The organism is Kosakonia sp. SMBL-WEM22 (assembly GCF_014490785.1).
GTDB lineage: Bacteria > Pseudomonadota > Gammaproteobacteria > Enterobacterales > Enterobacteriaceae > Kosakonia.
The window spans coordinates 1,028,444-1,045,192 of record NZ_CP051488.1; the positions used below are offsets into that span (position 1 = coordinate 1,028,444).

12 protein-coding genes are annotated in these 16,749 nt (G+C 57.4%); 9 read left to right on the forward strand and 3 right to left on the reverse strand.

Translation table 11 applies throughout. The features are described from left to right. The first annotated feature begins 1 nt into the window (after window position 1). The 3 genes from gudD (at window position 2) to HF650_RS04900 (ending at window position 2,887) form a co-directional block, all read left to right on the forward strand. Window positions 2-1,342, forward strand: a complete 1,341-nt coding sequence (gene gudD, locus HF650_RS04890; RefSeq protein WP_187801411.1) for a glucarate dehydratase — start codon at window positions 2-4, stop codon at window positions 1,340-1,342. Window positions 1,343-1,429: 87 nt separating this feature from the next. Continuing rightward, window positions 1,430-2,572: a glycerate kinase gene (locus tag HF650_RS04895; RefSeq protein WP_187801412.1), complete on the forward strand. Its 1,143-nt coding sequence runs from the start codon at window positions 1,430-1,432 to the stop codon at window positions 2,570-2,572. A gap of 39 nt (window positions 2,573-2,611) precedes the next feature. Then, on the forward strand, window positions 2,612-2,887 hold the full coding sequence (locus HF650_RS04900) for a hypothetical protein (protein WP_187801413.1): 276 nt from the start codon (window positions 2,612-2,614) through the stop codon (window positions 2,885-2,887). A gap of 52 nt (window positions 2,888-2,939) precedes the next feature. On the opposite strand, the gene barA is transcribed toward HF650_RS04900, so the two are convergent. Continuing rightward, the gene (barA, locus tag HF650_RS04905) at window positions 2,940-5,714 is read right to left on the reverse strand and encodes a two-component sensor histidine kinase BarA (protein WP_187801414.1); all 2,775 of its coding nucleotides are present in this window, start codon (window positions 5,712-5,714) and stop codon (window positions 2,940-2,942) included. 57 nt (window positions 5,715-5,771) lie between these two features. Between barA and rlmD the strand changes: the two genes are divergently transcribed. The 5 genes from rlmD (at window position 5,772) to eno (ending at window position 13,581) form a co-directional block, all read left to right on the forward strand. Next, window positions 5,772-7,073: a 23S rRNA (uracil(1939)-C(5))-methyltransferase RlmD gene (rlmD, locus tag HF650_RS04910; RefSeq protein WP_187801415.1), complete on the forward strand. Its 1,302-nt coding sequence runs from the start codon at window positions 5,772-5,774 to the stop codon at window positions 7,071-7,073. Between the two features lie 52 nt (window positions 7,074-7,125). Next, window positions 7,126-9,363, forward strand: a complete 2,238-nt coding sequence (relA, locus tag HF650_RS04915) for a GTP diphosphokinase (RefSeq protein WP_187801416.1) — start codon at window positions 7,126-7,128, stop codon at window positions 9,361-9,363. Between the two features lie 60 nt (window positions 9,364-9,423). After that, on the forward strand, window positions 9,424-10,215 hold the full coding sequence (gene mazG / locus HF650_RS04920; protein WP_187801417.1) for a nucleoside triphosphate pyrophosphohydrolase: 792 nt from the start codon (window positions 9,424-9,426) through the stop codon (window positions 10,213-10,215). Between the two features lie 352 nt (window positions 10,216-10,567). Continuing rightward, window positions 10,568-12,205: a CTP synthase (glutamine hydrolyzing) gene (gene pyrG / locus HF650_RS04925; protein ID WP_187801418.1), complete on the forward strand. Its 1,638-nt coding sequence runs from the start codon at window positions 10,568-10,570 to the stop codon at window positions 12,203-12,205. Between the two features lie 77 nt (window positions 12,206-12,282). Then, window positions 12,283-13,581: a phosphopyruvate hydratase gene (eno, locus tag HF650_RS04930; RefSeq protein ID WP_187801419.1), complete on the forward strand. Its 1,299-nt coding sequence runs from the start codon at window positions 12,283-12,285 to the stop codon at window positions 13,579-13,581. Between the two features lie 51 nt (window positions 13,582-13,632). On the opposite strand, the gene HF650_RS04935 is transcribed toward eno, so the two are convergent. Continuing rightward, window positions 13,633-14,742: an SDR family oxidoreductase gene (locus HF650_RS04935; RefSeq protein WP_187801420.1), complete on the reverse strand. Its 1,110-nt coding sequence runs from the start codon at window positions 14,740-14,742 to the stop codon at window positions 13,633-13,635. Between the two features lie 393 nt (window positions 14,743-15,135). Here HF650_RS04935 and HF650_RS04940 point away from each other — a divergent pair, with 393 nt between their 5' ends. After that, window positions 15,136-15,825 carry an N-acetylmannosamine-6-phosphate 2-epimerase gene (locus HF650_RS04940; RefSeq protein ID WP_187801421.1) on the forward strand — a complete coding sequence of 230 codons (690 nt, stop codon included), beginning with the start codon at window positions 15,136-15,138 and terminating at the stop codon, window positions 15,823-15,825. Here HF650_RS04940 and HF650_RS04945 read toward each other — a convergent pair. Beyond that, window positions 15,811-16,749, reverse strand: a complete 939-nt coding sequence (locus HF650_RS04945; protein ID WP_187801422.1) for a TPM domain-containing protein — start codon at window positions 16,747-16,749, stop codon at window positions 15,811-15,813. The two genes, HF650_RS04940 and HF650_RS04945, sit on opposite strands and share 15 nt — an antisense overlap.

Sequence of the window (16,749 nt, forward strand, 5' to 3'; positions counted from 1 at the left end):
TATGAGTACGTACAGTTCCACGCCCGTTGTGGCATCGATGCAGGTTATTCCCGTTGCCGGTCACGACAGCATGTTAATGAACCTGAGCGGGGCGCACGCGCCTTTTTTCACCCGCAATATTGTCATCATTAAAGATAATGCCGGTCACACGGGGGTTGGCGAAATCCCCGGCGGGGAGAAGATCCGCCAGACGCTGGAGGAGGCCGCCGCGCTGGTGGTTGGTAGGACGCTTGGCGAATACAAAAATGTGCTCAACAGCGTGCGTAACACCTTTGCCGACCGCGATGCCAGCGGGCGCGGGCTACAGACCTTCGATCTGCGCACCACTATTCACGTGGTTACCGGTATCGAAGCAGCGATGCTCGATCTGCTCGGTCAGCACCTTGGCGTTAACGTCGCCTCCCTGCTCGGCGAAGGGCAGCAGCGCAGCGAAGTGGAGATGCTCGGTTACCTCTTCTTTGTCGGCGATGCCAAAAAGACGCCGCTGCCTTACCAGAGCCAGCCGGATGAGGCGTGCGACTGGTATCGCATCCGCCATGAAGAGGCGATGACGCCGGATCGCGTAGTGCGCCTGGCCGAAGCGGCTTATGAGAAATATGGCTTTAACGACTTCAAACTGAAGGGCGGCGTGCTGGCTGGCATGGAAGAGGCGGAAGCGATTTCCGCACTGGCAAAACGCTTCCCGCAGGCGCGTGTGACCCTCGATCCCAACGGCGCGTGGTCACTCGATGAGGCGATCGCCATCGGCAAGCAGCTGAAGGGCGTGCTCGCCTACGCCGAAGATCCGTGCGGGGCTGAGCAGGGCTTCTCCGGTCGTGAAGTGATGGCAGAGTTCCGTCGCGCCACCGGTCTGCCGACCGCTACCAATATGATCGCCACCGACTGGCGGCAGATGGGCCACACCCTGTCGCTGCAATCGGTCGATATTCCGCTGGCCGATCCGCACTTCTGGACCATGCAGGGCTCGGTGCGCGTGGCGCAGATGTGCCACGAGTTTGGCCTCACCTGGGGTTCGCACTCTAATAACCATTTCGATATTTCACTGGCGATGTTCACCCATGTCGCCGCCGCTGCGCCAGGCAACATTACCGCCATCGACACCCACTGGATCTGGCAGGAGGGCAACCAGCGCTTGACCAAAGCGCCGTTTGAGATCAAAGGCGGAATGGTGCAGGTGCCAACCACACCGGGTCTCGGCGTTGAGCTGGATATGGATCGGGTGATGAAAGCCAACGAGTTGTACCAAAAGCATGGGCTCGGCGCACGTGACGATGCGATGGGCATGCAGTACCTGATCCCCGACTGGAAGTTTGATAACAAGCGTCCCTGCATGGTGCGTTAATGAAATTGCCACTCCTTGCCGGGGCTGGCATTTCCCGCTGCTGGCAAGGTGTATGCTTACCGTGGTGAATATGCGTAAGGACGGCTTATGAAAATTGTCATCGCACCCGACTCTTACAAAGAGAGTTTAACGGCCCTGGAGGTGGCGACAGCCATTGAAGCAGGGTTTAGCGAGGTATATCCCGACGCTGAGTACGTGAAAATTCCGGTAGCGGATGGCGGGGAGGGCACGGTAGAAGCGATGGTCGCTGCCACCCAGGGGCGGGTGGTAAAGGTGGCGGTTAAAGGGCCGCTCGGCGAGCAGGTCGACGCCTTTTATGGCCTCTCCGGCGATGAGCAATCGGCGTTTATTGAAATGGCGGCGGCAAGCGGGCTGGAGCGCGTGCCCACGGCGAAGCGCGATCCCTTAATCACCACCTCATGGGGGACCGGGGAGCTGATCCGCCATGCGCTGGATGCGGGTGTGAAACAGATCATTATCGGCATTGGCGGCAGCGCGACCAACGATGGCGGCGCAGGCATGGTGCAGGCGCTGGGCGCAAAGCTGCTCGACGAGCAGGGGGAGCAGATCGCCGCAGGCGGCGCAGCGCTGGAGCGCCTGGCGCGCATTGATATTAGCGAGCTGGATCGCCGCCTGGCGCAGTGCCGGATCGATGTCGCCTGCGATGTTACCAATCCGCTTACCGGTAAAGAGGGGGCTTCGGCGGTGTTTGGACCGCAAAAAGGGGCGACGCCGGAGATGATAGCGCGGCTGGATAGGGCGCTGGCGCACTACGCGCAGGTCATCGCCCGCGATCTCGATTGCGATGTGTTAACGCTCTCCGGCGGTGGCGCAGCCGGTGGCATGGGAGCGGCGTTATATGCGTTTTGCGGCGCCGAGCTGCGCCAGGGGATTGAGATTGTGACCGATGCGCTGGCGCTGGATAAGCACGTGTCCGATGCGGATCTGGTGATCACCGGCGAAGGGCGAATCGACAGCCAGACCGTGCACGGCAAAGTGCCGGTCGGCGTGGCAAAGGTCGCCAAACGGCATGATATTCCAGTGATCGGCATTGCTGGCAGCCTGACCGCCGATGTCGGCGTGGTGCACGATCATGGCATCGACGCGGTGTTCAGCGTGATTTACAGCATCTGTTCCCTTGATGATGCCTTAGCCAACGCCGGGGAGAATGTGCGCCTCACCGCCCGCAATGTGGCGGCGGTATTAAAAGCAGGGCAGACATTGCGGTAAGCATTGCCGGATGCCTGGAAGGTTCGTGCCGGATGGCGCTTGCGCTTATCCGGCCTACGGGTGCCGTATGCCGGGGTGGTTGTTTTGCCGGATGGCGGCTACGCCTTATCCGGCCTACGGGTGCGATATGCCGGGGTGGTTGTTTTGCCGGATGACGGCTACGCCTTATCCGGCCTACAGGTGCGATATGCCGGGGTGGTTGTTTTGCCGGATGGCGGCTACGCCTTATCCGGCCTACAGGTGCGATATGCCGGGGTGGTTGTTTTGCCGGATGGCGGCTACGCCTTATCCGGCCTACGGGTACAGTGCTGCTGAAACCGCGTAGGCCGGATAAGCGTTTACGCGCCATCCGGCACTGAACCGGCGCTTAACCAATCAACCGGTGCGCTTCGCGCGCTACGTTATCCATCTCGTCGAGCAATTCGAGAAGCTCCGGCTCCAGATCCTCGGCCGGCACGCCGCTGCGCAACTGGTGCTCAAGCAAATGACAGAGCTTTTTCAGGCGCGGTACGCCGCTATAGCCGCAGCTGCCGTGCAATTTATGGATCCCCTCTGCCAGCCCGCTGGGCGCCTCTCCGACCAACTGCTCTTCGACCATATTGCGGATCTCCGGCAGGAACTCGACCAGCATATGCAGCATATCGCGCGCCAAATCCGATTTTCCCGCCGCCTGACGCAGGGCTAACTGCCAGTCGAGCGTCGTGTCATCATCCACGGTAATAACCGGCGGTGCCTGCTCTGTTTCCGTCTCCAGCGGCGTCAACCACGCGCCGACACTGTGGCCGGGCTTGTAGCGCAGCAGCAGGTTACGCAGCTTCTCCTCCTCAATCGGCTTCGCCAGGTAGTCATTCATTCCGGCGCTAAGCAGCTTCTCTTTCTGCCCGGCCATCGCATGGGCGGTGACGGCGACCACCGGCGTCTGCTGCTGGTGCGGCAACTGGCGAATCAATTCGCAGGCGCGAATCCCGTCCATCTCCGGCATTTGAATATCCATCAGCACCAGATCGAACTGCATCTGTTTCGCCCGCTCAAGCGCCTGCAGGCCGCTTTCACACAGCTCCACATGCTGAACCTGATCCTCAAGCAGGGCGCCAATCAGCTTCAGATTGGCGGGGTTATCATCCACCGCCATCACCGACATCGGCAATTTGCTCTCATCCGGCGCGGGCAGCTCTGCCAGCCGTGTGATGCGGCAATATTCGGTTAACGCAGGTAGCAGGCGCGTTGAAGTAAGCGGTTTAAGCAGACAGGCTGCTGCGCCATCCTGTTTGAGCGATTCGGCATCAACCTGGGCGTGGCACGGCAGCGCCAGCAGCAGGTAGTCGGTCATTTCTGCGGCGCGTGCCAGGCGGTCATGCTGCATACTCAGCGGCTCGCGCACGGTCACCGGGATCGCCATCAACAGCATGTCGTAATGCGCTTGCGGCAGGGCGGAAAACGACGGGCTGTAGATCACCTCCAGCGGCGTTTCGCTCAGCACATCGAGCGTGCACTGCGCCGCCGTCGCATTTGGCTCCACGTAGGCCAGGCGTTTGCCGACCAGACAGCGGGTCGGCTGCATCTCGCTGATAGCGTTCGGGTTAAGATCGAGATTGATATGGAACCAGAAGGTTGAACCGCGATTGGGCTGGCTGTGGAAAGAGATATCGCCGCCCATCTCATTGACCAGCCGCTGGGTGATCACCAGCCCCAGCCCGGTGCCGCCGTGGCGACGCGAAATGCTGGCGTCCGCCTGACGAAATGCCTGGAAGAGCCGGGACTGATCGCGCTCGGGAATGCCGATACCGGTATCGCGGATCTGCATCTCCACCTGCACTTTGTTATTGCTGATGGCGCGCTTCTCCACCACCACATCGATATTGCCATTTTCCGTAAACTTGATCGCATTGCCGACCAGATTGGTGATCACCTGCTGCAGGCGCAGTGGATCGCCGATCACATTATCCGGCACATCGTTTTTGATACTCAGCGTCAGCTCCAGCCCCTTATCGTGGGCCGAGTGCGCCAGCAGCGTCACCACCTCATCCAGCGTGCTGCGTAGCGGGAAGGGGATACTCTCCAGAATCAGTTTGCCCGCTTCCAGCTTGGAGAAGTCGAGCACGTCATTGATGATCGCCAGCAGGTTGTTGGCCGAACGCTCAATGGTTAGCAGGTGGTCGCGCTGGGTGGGGTTCAGCTCCGATTTCAGCGTCAGGCGGGTAAAGCCAATCACGCCATTAAGCGGCGTACGCAGCTCGTGGGACATATTGGCGAGGAACTCAGATTTGATGCGCGCCGCTTCCTGGGCGCGCTTTTTCGCCAGATCCAGCTCGACGTTCTGGATCTCCATCTGCTCCAGGGTTTCGCGCAGATCGGAGGTGGACTGGTCAATATTGTGCTGCATCTCTTCGTGATAGGCCGCCAGCGACATCGCCATTGAGTTAATGCCGTTTTTCAGCATATCCAGCTCGCCGAGCATAAACCCTTCGACGCGGCTATCGAGCTGGCCGCGTCGAATGCGGTCGACGGTATTAACCATATTGCGAATCGGGCTTGTGACATCGCGCATCAGCCGCCACCCGAAAATCAGCGCGATGCCGATACAAAATAGGATCATCAGGCTGGAGATAAAGATCTCTTTGTACTGCTGCAAACGCACCGATTTGAGATCGAGCTCCAGCGCCACATAGCCGAGCAGATTGCCGGTGATCTTATCCGCCGGCAGCGAGGAGCTGGCGGGCGCAAACCCTTCGGTGAGGATTGGCGTGCGTAGGATCATCACATCGCCACGCCGGGTGACACTCAGCTTGCGCGGGAAAGGCTGATTGGCGGGCAGTTTGAGGGAATCGCCCTCCAGCTGCAGGTTTGACGAGACGAAGAGCGCATTATTATTGTCGTAAATCGAAATGGCCCGCACGATATCGGAGTGGCGGCGATGCAGGACGCTAATCAGCTGGCCGATGGCGTCTTTATCCTGCAGCGTCATACTGTATTCACTGGAGACCGCCAGCGGCTCGATAATGCTGGCACCGGCGTCTTCCAGTTGACGCTGCAAATCGTTATAGCGATGGACGACAAAAAAGATGCTGAGCAGCACACCGATAAGCACGGTGGGTGCCAGAATCAGAATCATCATGCGTGCGCGCAAGCTGTAGTTGGTCATGGAATTCCGTTATGGGAGAATGGGGCCATTGATCAGTAATTGAGATTTTTCACCGCAATGGCGCAATTCTACTCTGCAAAACGACGTGTGACGACTCGTCAAAAAATAACCGTAACAGTAAACGACCTTGACCCCTTTGGGCAGGGGGTGGCGCGTCACAATGGTAAAGCGCTGTTTATTCCTGGTTTGTTACCCGCAGAGACGGCGGAAATTATCCTTAAAGAGGAGAAGCGCCAGTTTGCCCGCGGTGAAGTGAGCCGTCGCCTGAACGACAGCCCGGAGCGCGTAGCGCCGCGCTGCCCGCACTTTGGCGTCTGCGGTGGCTGCCAGCAGCAGCATGCCAGCGTTGAGCTGCAACAGCGCAGCAAACGCGCCGCGCTGGCACGCCTGATGAAACAAGAAGTGGATGATGTTATCGCCGGCGAGCCATGGGGATATCGCCGTCGGGCGCGCTTAAGCCTGAGCTGGCAGCCGAAAACGCAGCGTCTGGAGATGGGTTTTCGCAAAGCGGGCGAGAGCGATATTGTCAATGTCACACAATGCCCGGTGCTGGTGCCCCGTCTTGAAGCACTGCTCACACCCCTGCGCGATTGCCTGGCAGAATTAAGCGGCGTTCGCCAACTGGGGCATGTCGAACTGGTTGACGCAGATAATGGACCGCTGATGGTGCTGCGTCACACCGCGCCGCTAAACGCCGCCGATAGAGCAAAACTGGAACGCTTTTCGCATTCCCATCATCTTGCGCTTTATCTCGCGCCGCAAAGCGATATTGTTGAGCAGGTCACTGGTCAGACTCCCTGCTACGCTTCTGACGGGCTACCCTTACACTTCAGCCCGCGAGATTTTATCCAGGTCAATGATGGCGTAAATCAGCAGATGGTCGCCCGTGCGCTGGCGTGGCTCGATGTGCAGCCGCAGGACCGCATTCTTGATCTCTTCTGTGGGATGGGAAATTTCACGCTGCCGCTGGCGAAACGCGCGGCAGAAGTAGTTGGCGTGGAGGGCGTTGCCGAGCTGGTGGCAAAAGGGCAGGAGAACGCACAACAGAATGGTTTGCACAATGTGACATTCTTTCATGAAAATCTGGAGGAAGATGTTACAAAACAGCCGTGGGCGAGCCGTGGGTTTGACAAAGTTTTACTCGACCCTGCGCGCGCGGGCGCAGCGGGTGTCATGCAGCACATTATAAAATTATCGCCGGGGCGGGTGGTCTACGTCTCCTGTAATCCCGCCACGCTCGCGCGCGATAGTGAAGCGCTGCTGAGTGCGGGATACCAGATTGAGCGGCTAGCGATGCTGGACATGTTCCCGCACACTGGTCATCTGGAATCGATGGTGTTGTTTGTGAAACACAAATGATTAATTTCGGCTTGCCGAATTCGGCAGGCCCGGTCCCTGAAAGGAGAGGACAATGGTTGCGGTACGCAGTGCGCATTTGAACAAAGCGGGTGAATTCGATCCGGCCAAATGGATCGCCAGTCTGGGCATTACCAGTCAGCCGTCGTGTGAACGCTTAACCGAAACCTGGGCTTATTGTCTGCGTCAAACTCAAGGGCATCCGCAGGCGGAGATCCTGCTTTCACGCGGTATCGAGATGGTGGAGATCCTCTCGATGCTGAGTATGGACACCGACACGCTGCGCGCCGCGCTGCTCTTCCCGCTCGCCGACGCGGAAGTGGTCAGCGAAGAGGTGCTGCGTGAAAACGTCGGTAAAGCGGTGGTCGAGCTGATCCACGGCGTGCGCGATATGGCCGCCATCCGCCAGTTAAAAGCGACCCATACCGATTCCGTCTCCTCTGAACAGGTGGATAACGTCCGCCGCATGCTGCTGGCAATGGTGGATGATTTCCGCTGTGTGGTCATCAAGCTTGCTGAACGTATCGCTCATCTGCGCGAAGTGAAAGATGCGCCGGAAGATGAGCGCGTGCTGGCGGCGAAAGAGTGTACCAACATCTACGCACCGCTGGCGAACCGCTTAGGCATTGGCCAGCTGAAGTGGGAGCTGGAGGATTACTGCTTCCGCTACCTGCACCCGGAAGAGTACAAACGCATCGCCAAACTGCTGCATGAGCGCCGTATCGATCGTGAGCACTACATCGATGAGTTTGTCGGTCACCTGCGCGCCGAGATGAAGACCGAAGGCGTGAAAGCCGAAGTGTATGGCCGCCCGAAACATATCTACAGCATCTGGCGCAAGATGCAGAAAAAGCACCTCGCGTTCGACGAACTGTTTGATGTCCGCGCCGTGCGCATCGTCGCCGAGCGGTTGCAGGACTGCTATGCCGCGCTGGGGATTGTGCACACCCACTATCGCCACCTGCCGGATGAGTTCGACGACTATGTCGCCAACCCGAAACCGAACGGCTACCAGTCCATCCATACCGTTGTGCTGGGGCCGGGCGGTAAAACCGTTGAGATCCAGATCCGCACCCGCCAGATGCACGAAGATGCCGAGCTGGGCGTTGCCGCGCACTGGAAGTACAAAGAGGGCACCGCGACGGCGACCGGCGCGCGTTCCGCCCATGAAGATCGCATCGCCTGGCTGCGTAAGCTGATCGCCTGGCAGGAAGAGATGGCGGACTCTGGCGAGATGCTCGACGAAGTGCGCAGCCAGGTCTTCGACGACCGGGTCTATGTCTTTACGCCAAAAGGGGATGTGGTGGATCTGCCTGCCGGCTCCACGCCGCTGGACTTTGCCTACCATATTCACAGCGATGTCGGCCACCGCTGCATCGGCGCGAAAATCAGTGGCCGCATCGTGCCCTTTACCTATCAGCTGCAGATGGGCGATCAGATTGAGATCATCACCCAGAAACAGCCGAACCCGAGCCGCGACTGGCTCAACCCGAACCTCGGCTATGTCACCACCAGCCGCGGGCGCTCGAAAATTCACGCCTGGTTCCGCAAGCAGGATCGCGACAAGAACATTCTTGCCGGTCGTCAGATCCTCGACGACGAGCTGGCGCACCTCGGCATCAGCCTGAAAGAGGCAGAGAAGCACCTGCTGCCGCGCTACAACTTCAACGAGCTGGATGAGCTGCTGGCGGCGATTGGCGGCGGCGATATTCGCCTCAACCAGATGGTTAACTTCCTGCAGGCACAGTTCAACAAGCCGAGCGCCGAGGAGCAGGATGCTGCTGCGCTCAAGCAGCTGCAGCAGAAGACCTACGCACCGCAGAACCGCAGCAAAGATAACGGGCGCGTGGTAGTGGAAGGGGTAGGCAACCTGATGCACCACATTGCGCGCTGCTGCCAGCCGATCCCGGGTGACGAAATCGTCGGCTTTATCACCCAGGGGCGCGGCATCTCGATTCACCGCGCCGATTGCGATCAGCTGGAAGAGCTGCGCAACGTTGCGCCGGAGCGCATCGTCGATGCCGTCTGGGGCGAAAGCTACTCGGCGGGCTACTCGCTGGTGGTGCGCGTCACGGCGAACGATCGCAGCGGGCTGCTGCGTGATATCACGACCATTCTCGCCAACGAAAAGGTCAACGTGCTGGGCGTTGCCAGCCGCAGCGACACCCGCGAGCAGTTGGCGACCATCGATATGAATATCGAAATCTACAACCTGCAGGTGTTGGGCCGCGTGCTGAGCAAACTGAATCAGGTGCCTGATGTTATCGACGCCCGTCGCCTGCACGGCGGCTGATCGTCTCTTCACCCGATCCTCCCATCTCCTGGGAGGATCGCTTTTTAGCAAGGACTTTTCATGACACAAATCGATCGTCTGCTCGGGATCATGCAGCGCCTGCGCGACCCGCAAACCGGCTGCCCGTGGGACAAAGAGCAGACTTACGCCACCATCGCGCCCTACACGCTGGAAGAGACTTACGAAGTGCTCGACGCCATTTCGCGCGAAGACTTCGACGATCTGCGCGGCGAGCTGGGCGATCTGCTCTTCCAGGTGGTCTTCTACGCGCAGATGGCGCAGGAAGAGGGGCGTTTTGATTTCAACGATATTTGTGCCGCCATCAGCGACAAGCTGGAGCGCCGCCATCCGCATATCTTTGGCGACGCGCAGGCGGGCAACAGCGCCGAAGTGCTTGAGCGCTGGGAGCAGATCAAAACCGCCGAGCGGGCGGAGAAAGCGCAGCACTCGGCGCTGGATGATATCCCCCACAGCCTGCCAGCGCTGATGCGCGCCCACAAAATCCAGAAGCGCTGTTCAACCGTGGGCTTTGACTGGACCACCATCGGCCCGGTGCTCGACAAAGTGTATGAAGAGATCGACGAAGTGATGGACGAAGCCAAACAGGCGGTCGTCGACCAGGCGCGCGTGGAAGAGGAGATGGGCGATCTGCTCTTTGCCACCGTGAATCTCTCTCGCCACCTGGGCGTTAAAGCGGAAGTGGCGCTGCAAAAAGCGAACCTCAAATTTGAGCGCCGCTTTCGCGAAGTCGAACGCATGGTTCAGGAGCGCGGTCTGGAAATGACTGGCGTAGATCTGGAAACAATGGAAACTATCTGGCAGCAGGTAAAGCGCCAGGAACATGATCTTTAAGGCATTTGTGGTAATAAGCGTAATTTGTGTGATTTTTTAAATAGCAAGCGCTTGATTTACGTCAAAAACATTTGCTGGAAAGGGGCTATTTTCACACTCATTACGATTGTTGAAACGTTTCCGCTATCGCCGCTTCGGCTCATCCAGAGGGCTTCCGGGCGGCAACAGCACGAATCCGCAAACGTTCAGAATTGTTGTACAAGCGGCGTCAGCCAAGAGAGCTAACGCTAATGCGGCCTGAAGAGAGAAGGGGAGGGGGAATGAAAGTTTGTGGCGCAACTCATCATCCGGTATACTGCTTTCCCGTCCTGGTTATTCCACCGTCTTTTAAACCTAACTTCTCAGGTTCAGCATGACAACGAACTATATTTTTGTGACCGGCGGGGTCGTATCCTCTCTGGGTAAAGGCATTGCCGCAGCCTCCCTGGCAGCTATTCTTGAAGCCCGTGGCCTCAAGGTCACCATGATGAAACTGGATCCGTACATTAACGTCGATCCGGGCACAATGAGCCCTATCCAGCATGGTGAAGTGTTCGTTACCGAAGATGGCGCAGAAACCGATCTTGATTTGGGTCACTACGAGCGTTTTATCCGCACTAAGATGACCCGTCGCAACAACTTCACCACCGGTCGTATCTACTCCGAGGTGCTGCGTAAAGAGCGCCGCGGCGACTATCTCGGTGCGACCGTGCAGGTTATCCCCCATATCACCAACGCCATCAAAGAGCGCATTATTGCCGGCGGCGAAGGCCACGACGTTGCGCTGGTTGAGATCGGCGGTACCGTGGGTGATATCGAATCCCTGCCATTCCTCGAAGCGATCCGCCAGATGGCGGTAGAAGTGGGCCGCGAGCGCACCCTCTACATGCATCTGACGCTGGTGCCCTATATGGCCGCTTCCGGTGAAGTGAAAACCAAGCCGACTCAGCACTCTGTGAAAGAGCTGCTCTCCATCGGTATTCAGCCAGATATCCTGATTTGCCGCTCCGATCGCGCCGTTCCGGCCAACGAAAGAGCGAAAATTGCTTTGTTCTGTAACGTTCCAGAAAAAGCAGTGATTTCTCTGAAAGACGTCGATTCCATTTATAAAATCCCGGGCCTGTTGAAATCTCAGGGGCTGGACGATTATATTTGTAAACGATTCAGCTTGAACTGCCCGGAAGCGAATCTCGCCGAATGGGAGCAGGTGATTTATCAGGAAGCGAATCCGTCGGGCGAAGTCACGATTGGTATGGTCGGCAAGTACATTGAGCTGCCGGATGCCTATAAATCGGTGATTGAAGCGCTGAAACATGGTGGTCTGAAAAACCGCGTAACCGTCAACATCAAGCTGATTGATTCGCAGGATGTTGAGACGCGCGGCGTTGAGATCCTCAAAGGCCTCGATGCCATTCTGATCCCGGGCGGCTTCGGCTACCGCGGTGTAGAAGGCAAGATCGCCACCGCGCGTTTTGCGCGTGAAAACAATATTCCTTACCTCGGCATCTGCCTGGGTATGCAGGTTGCGTTGATTGAGTATGCGCGCCACGTTGTCGGGATGGAGAACGCCAACTCCACGGAATTTGTGCCAGACTGTAAGTACCCGGTTGTGGCGCTGATCACCGAGTGGCGTGACGAAGAGGGCAACGTTGAGCAGCGTTCTGAGAAGAGCGATCTCGGCGGCACCATGCGCCTCGGCGCGCAGCAGTGCCAGCTTACGGATGAGAGCCTGGTTCGCCAGCTGTATGGCGCAGAAACGATTGTTGAGCGCCATCGCCATCGCTACGAAGTCAACAACATGCTGCTGAAACAGATTGAAGCTGCGGGCCTGCGCGTTGCGGGCCGTTCCGGGGATGATCAGTTGGTCGAGATCATCGAAGTGCCGAACCATCCGTGGTTTGTTGCTTGCCAGTTCCACCCGGAGTTTACTTCTACGCCGCGTGACGGACATCCGCTGTTTGCCGGCTTTGTGAAAGCCGCCAGCGAGTATCAAAAGCGCCAGGCGAAGTAAAATATACAAAGACAGTGCACCCCGATGGGTGCATTGTTGTCTGGAGTTTTAGTTTAACTTGTACTGAGGAAAACCTAATGTCCAAAATCGTTAAAGTCATCGGTCGTGAAATCATCGACTCCCGTGGTAACCCGACTGTTGAAGCAGAAGTTCACCTGGAAGGTGGTTTCGTTGGTCTGGCTGCCGCTCCGTCAGGTGCTTCCACTGGTTCCCGCGAAGCGCTGGAACTGCGCGATGGCGACAAATCCCGTTTCCTGGGTAAAGGCGTAACCAAAGCAGTTGGCGCAGTTAACGGCCCGATTGCTCAGGCGCTGCTTGGCAAAGATGCCAAAGACCAGGCTGGCATCGATAAGATCATGATCGATCTGGACGGTACTGAGAACAAATCTAACTTCGGCGCCAACGCAATCCTCGCCGTCTCCCTGGCTGCTGCGAAAGCTGCTGCTGCCTCTAAAGGCCAGCCGCTGTACGAGCACATCGCTGAACTGAACGGCACCCCGGGCAAATACTCCATGCCGGTTCCGATGATGAACATCATCAACGGCGGCGAGCACGCTGACAACAACGTCGACATCCAGGAGTTCATGATCCAGCCGGTTGGCGCTTCCAGCGTTAAAGAAGCAATCCGCATGGGTTCTGAAGTGTTCCATCACCTGGCGAAAGTGCTGAAGTCTAAAGGCATGAACACCGCTGTGGGTGACGAAGGTGGCTACGCGCCGAACCTGGGTTCCAACGCCGAAGCACTGGCTGTTATCGCTGAAGCGGTAAAAGCAGCAGGATACGAACTGGGCAAAGACATCACCCTGGCGATGGACTGCGCAGCGTCTGAATTCTACAAAGACGGCAAATATGTGCTGGCTGGCGAAGGCAACAAAGCCTTCTCTTCTGAAGAGTTCACTCACTTCCTGGAAGAGCTGACCAAACAGTACCCGATCGTCTCCATCGAAGATGGCCTGGACGAATCCGACTGGGACGGCTTTGCATACCAGACCAAAGTGCTGGGCGACAAAATCCAGCTGGTGGGCGACGACCTGTTCGTAACCAACACTAAGATCCTGAAAGAGGGTATCGAAAAAGGTATCGCTAACTCCATCCTGATCAAATTCAACCAGATCGGTTCCCTGACCGAAACCCTGGCTGCAATCAAGATGGCGAAAGATGCGGGCTACACTGCCGTTATCTCTCACCGCTCTGGCGAAACTGAAGACGCAACCATCGCTGACCTGGCGGTAGGTACTGCGGCTGGCCAGATCAAAACCGGTTCCATGAGCCGTTCTGACCGCGTTGCTAAATACAACCAGCTGATTCGTATCGAAGAAGCGCTGGGTGAAAAAGCACCGTACAACGGTCGTAAAGAGATCAAAGGCCAGGCATAATCCCTGCGCGTTTGTCTTAGAGAAATGCCAGTCGAATGACTGGCATTTTTTTTACTTAAAATCGACTTCCATCTGCTGCGGAATAGATAAACCGCGCGTCGTCTGCACACAGCGGGCGATATAGTCGGTGAAGCGCGGCGGCTTCGGCATGCCCATGCTCAGCAGCTTATCATTACTGAAACGCACGTTGAGCGTAGCGAAGGCGCCATATAAGCGCATCGCTTTCAGCATCAGCCGCTCATTGCATGGCCCGAAGATACCCTTCAGCTCGCGGCGCATCTTTACCAGCGTCTCATAGCTTACCTGCGCGTAGTTATCGGCAATCGGGGCTTTCTCCAGCGCCTGCGCCATTGCGCTGTCGATATCCACAAAGCGCACACTGTTCTCCTCGCCGGCAGAGATATGCACGACCTCTCCGTGCGCCATCTCGTTCTCCAACAGCATCAGCAGCGCATCAGCACAGTAATCAACCGGGATCACATCCACGCGATCCTCCAGCGAGCACATAAATTTTTGCAGCATCAGCCCCATACTGAAGACCCAGAAAATACTGGTCGACGGCTGGCAGCCGTGGCACGTATGCCCAACTACGATAGAGGGACGGGCAATAACCAGCGGTAGCTGCGGGCAGTGCTGGCGCATCAGCTGTTCAATGGTCGATTTGGAGTGGGTATACGCCACAAGGTGCTCCGCATTTTCACGGAACTCTGCGCTCTCGGCCACCAGCGAATCCGGCTCCGGGGTGCACGACATCGCCGTGCCGACATGCAGGAAACGCTGCAAGCCCGTTACCTGCGCCATCCGGCGCGCGAAGGCGAGCGTACCTTCCACATTCACTTTCCAGATCAGCGGATTGCTGCCAAAGGAGGCTACCGCCGCGCAGTTGACCACATGGGTCACCTGCTCAAGGCGCAGATCGTTGAGAAAGCTCTCCGGCTCGCCCAAATCACCGCAGAGGATCTGCCCGGTGTTAAGCGCGGCAAGCTGCGCCTCGCTGAGATTAAATTTGCGCATATTGGTGACAATGCGTGCCAGCCCGGTTTCGCGATCGGCGGCGCGCACCAGCAGTAACAGATTGACCTTTTCATTACGCTGCAGGATTTTTTCTAATACTGCTCCGCCCAGAAAACCCGTTGCGCCCGTTATTAATAGTGTGGTCATGTGTGCTATCCCATTCTGTTTGAATGGGCGGATTGTAGGAGTAGAAAAGTAAACGCCAGATAAATAAACGCGCGGGGTAAAAAAGCGAAAATTAAGCTTAATTTAAGGAAAGTCTTGTGGGGGATTTTTATAAGACAGCGAAGCCGGGAAAAAAATCCGGACAAGATAAATAAATTATATATGTGCATGATTTTATTTATTTTTAATTGTCTTGCGACAACATGAAATAAAAGCGTAAATCATTTCCATGTGTAAAATAAATAATCTCTGCTTACATCCTTTTTCCCCTTTAAAAATCATATTAGATGATTCGCATGTGCTAATCGCGGACAGGCACTTTCGCTTTTAACGATAATAATAAACGTAACTCTAAACAGTCAGAGGGGGCCGACAATGTTAGAGCAAATCAAAGGCAAGCTGGTGGTCTCATGCCAGGCGCTGGAAAATGAGCCGCTACACAGTCCGTTTATTATGGCGAGGATGGCGCTGGCAGCCGCAGAGGGTGGCGCGGCGGGAATTCGGGCTAACAGCGTGGTCGATATTGAAGCCATCAAAGAGCAGGTCGCGCTACCGGTGATTGGCCTGTTAAAGCGTGACTACCCCGACAGCGAAGTGTTTATTACGCCCACGCTGCGCGAAGTGGAGGAGTTAGTGGCCGCCGCGCCAGAGATGATTGCGCTTGATGCCACCGACCGTCCGCGCCCCGGCGGCGAAACGCTCGCGCAACTGGTCGCCGGGATCCGCGCCCGCTGGCCTGCGCTGCGACTGATGGCGGATGTCGCAAGCATTGAAGAAGCGGTGATAGCAGAGGAGCTTGGTTTCAATTGCGTCGGCACCACGCTCTACGGTTATACGGCGCAGACGGAGGGCCATACGCTGCCGGAGAGTGACTTTGCCCTGCTTAAAGGGGTGCTGGCAGCGGTTGATATTCCAGTCATTGCGGAAGGAAATGTCGATACGCCCGAGCGCGCGGCGCGCTGCCTCGCCCTCGGTGCCCATGCAGTGGTGGTGGGCGGTGCCATCACCCGCCCGCAACAGATCACGCGCCGTTTTACCGACGCAATAAGATCACCAGCTATCTGACGAGCCGCCGCCGTCGCTGGAGCCGCCATCGCCGGAGCTTGAGCTGTCGCTGCTGTGGCTACCGCTATCACCGCCCGAATGGTGGTGAAGATGGCTGGTGGAGGTCGAGTTCCAGGTGGCGCTGTCATCACGCAACGTGCTGCCGCCTACAGCCAGCAAGCGCTGCGGGTAGAGCCACAGAAAGAACAATCCCGAAAAGATGCTGATAAAAGGAACAGACAAGCTGAGCCAGACAAAAGGCATCACCCAGGAGACAAACTCAGAGGTGATGGCGAGTGCCGGGGTTAGCAGCAGAGAGCCAAAAAAGAGCACCCGCACCGTTCTCTTTTTGCGTTTGAGAACCAGTAAAAAGAGGCCGACGGCGAGAAAGGGCAACCCTTGCCAGTAAGAGAAGTTAACCAGCTTTCCGCGCACCCATGCCCACGAAGCGGAGGCGGGCGACGGCAGCGGTTGCCCGCTCAGCAGCGCATCAACCCCCGCAAGTCCGTGGTTCAGGCCGGAGAGCAGATCGCCCTCTCTGAAGTAGGGCAGCATCTGCTCTTTGATCACCTGGCTTGCCAGCGCATCAGTGATCACGCTTTCAGGACCACGCCCGACCTCCACGCGCACCCGGCGATCTTGCCAGGCCACAAGGATCAGCACGCCATCATTGCGCTGCGCATTGCCCAGCCGCCACGTATTAAAGGTTTGCGTGGCAAACGTTTCGAGGTTCTCACCCTCCAGGGAAGGCAACACCAGCACAGCGACCTGCGCGCCGGTTCGCTTGTTAATATCTGAGACCTCGTCGATAAGCGACAATTTCTCATGGGATGAAAACAGATGCTGCGGATCGTTGACGAAGCCGAACATCGACGGAACCGGCAGTGCGTGGGCCTGAAAAGCAAGGGCCGACAATGCCAGTAGTAGAAGGATTATCTGTCTCAT

Coding starts and splice junctions, on each gene's coding strand:
- barA (WP_187801414.1), bottom strand. CDS start 5,714: ATGACCAACTACAGCTTGCGCGCACGCATGATGATTCTGATTCTGGCA.
- pyrG (WP_187801418.1), top strand. CDS start 10,568: ATGACAACGAACTATATTTTTGTGACCGGCGGGGTCGTATCCTCTCTG.
- HF650_RS04895 (WP_187801412.1), top strand. CDS start 1,430: ATGAAAATTGTCATCGCACCCGACTCTTACAAAGAGAGTTTAACGGCC.
- rlmD (WP_187801415.1), top strand. CDS start 5,772: ATGGCGCAATTCTACTCTGCAAAACGACGTGTGACGACTCGTCAAAAA.
- relA (WP_187801416.1), top strand. CDS start 7,126: ATGGTTGCGGTACGCAGTGCGCATTTGAACAAAGCGGGTGAATTCGAT.
- HF650_RS04935 (WP_187801420.1), bottom strand. CDS start 14,742: ATGACCACACTATTAATAACGGGCGCAACGGGTTTTCTGGGCGGAGCA.
- gudD (WP_187801411.1), top strand. CDS start 2: ATGAGTACGTACAGTTCCACGCCCGTTGTGGCATCGATGCAGGTTATT.
- HF650_RS04940 (WP_187801421.1), top strand. CDS start 15,136: ATGTTAGAGCAAATCAAAGGCAAGCTGGTGGTCTCATGCCAGGCGCTG.
- HF650_RS04945 (WP_187801422.1), bottom strand. CDS start 16,749: ATGAGACAGATAATCCTTCTACTACTGGCATTGTCGGCCCTTGCTTTT.
- eno (WP_187801419.1), top strand. CDS start 12,283: ATGTCCAAAATCGTTAAAGTCATCGGTCGTGAAATCATCGACTCCCGT.
- mazG (WP_187801417.1), top strand. CDS start 9,424: ATGACACAAATCGATCGTCTGCTCGGGATCATGCAGCGCCTGCGCGAC.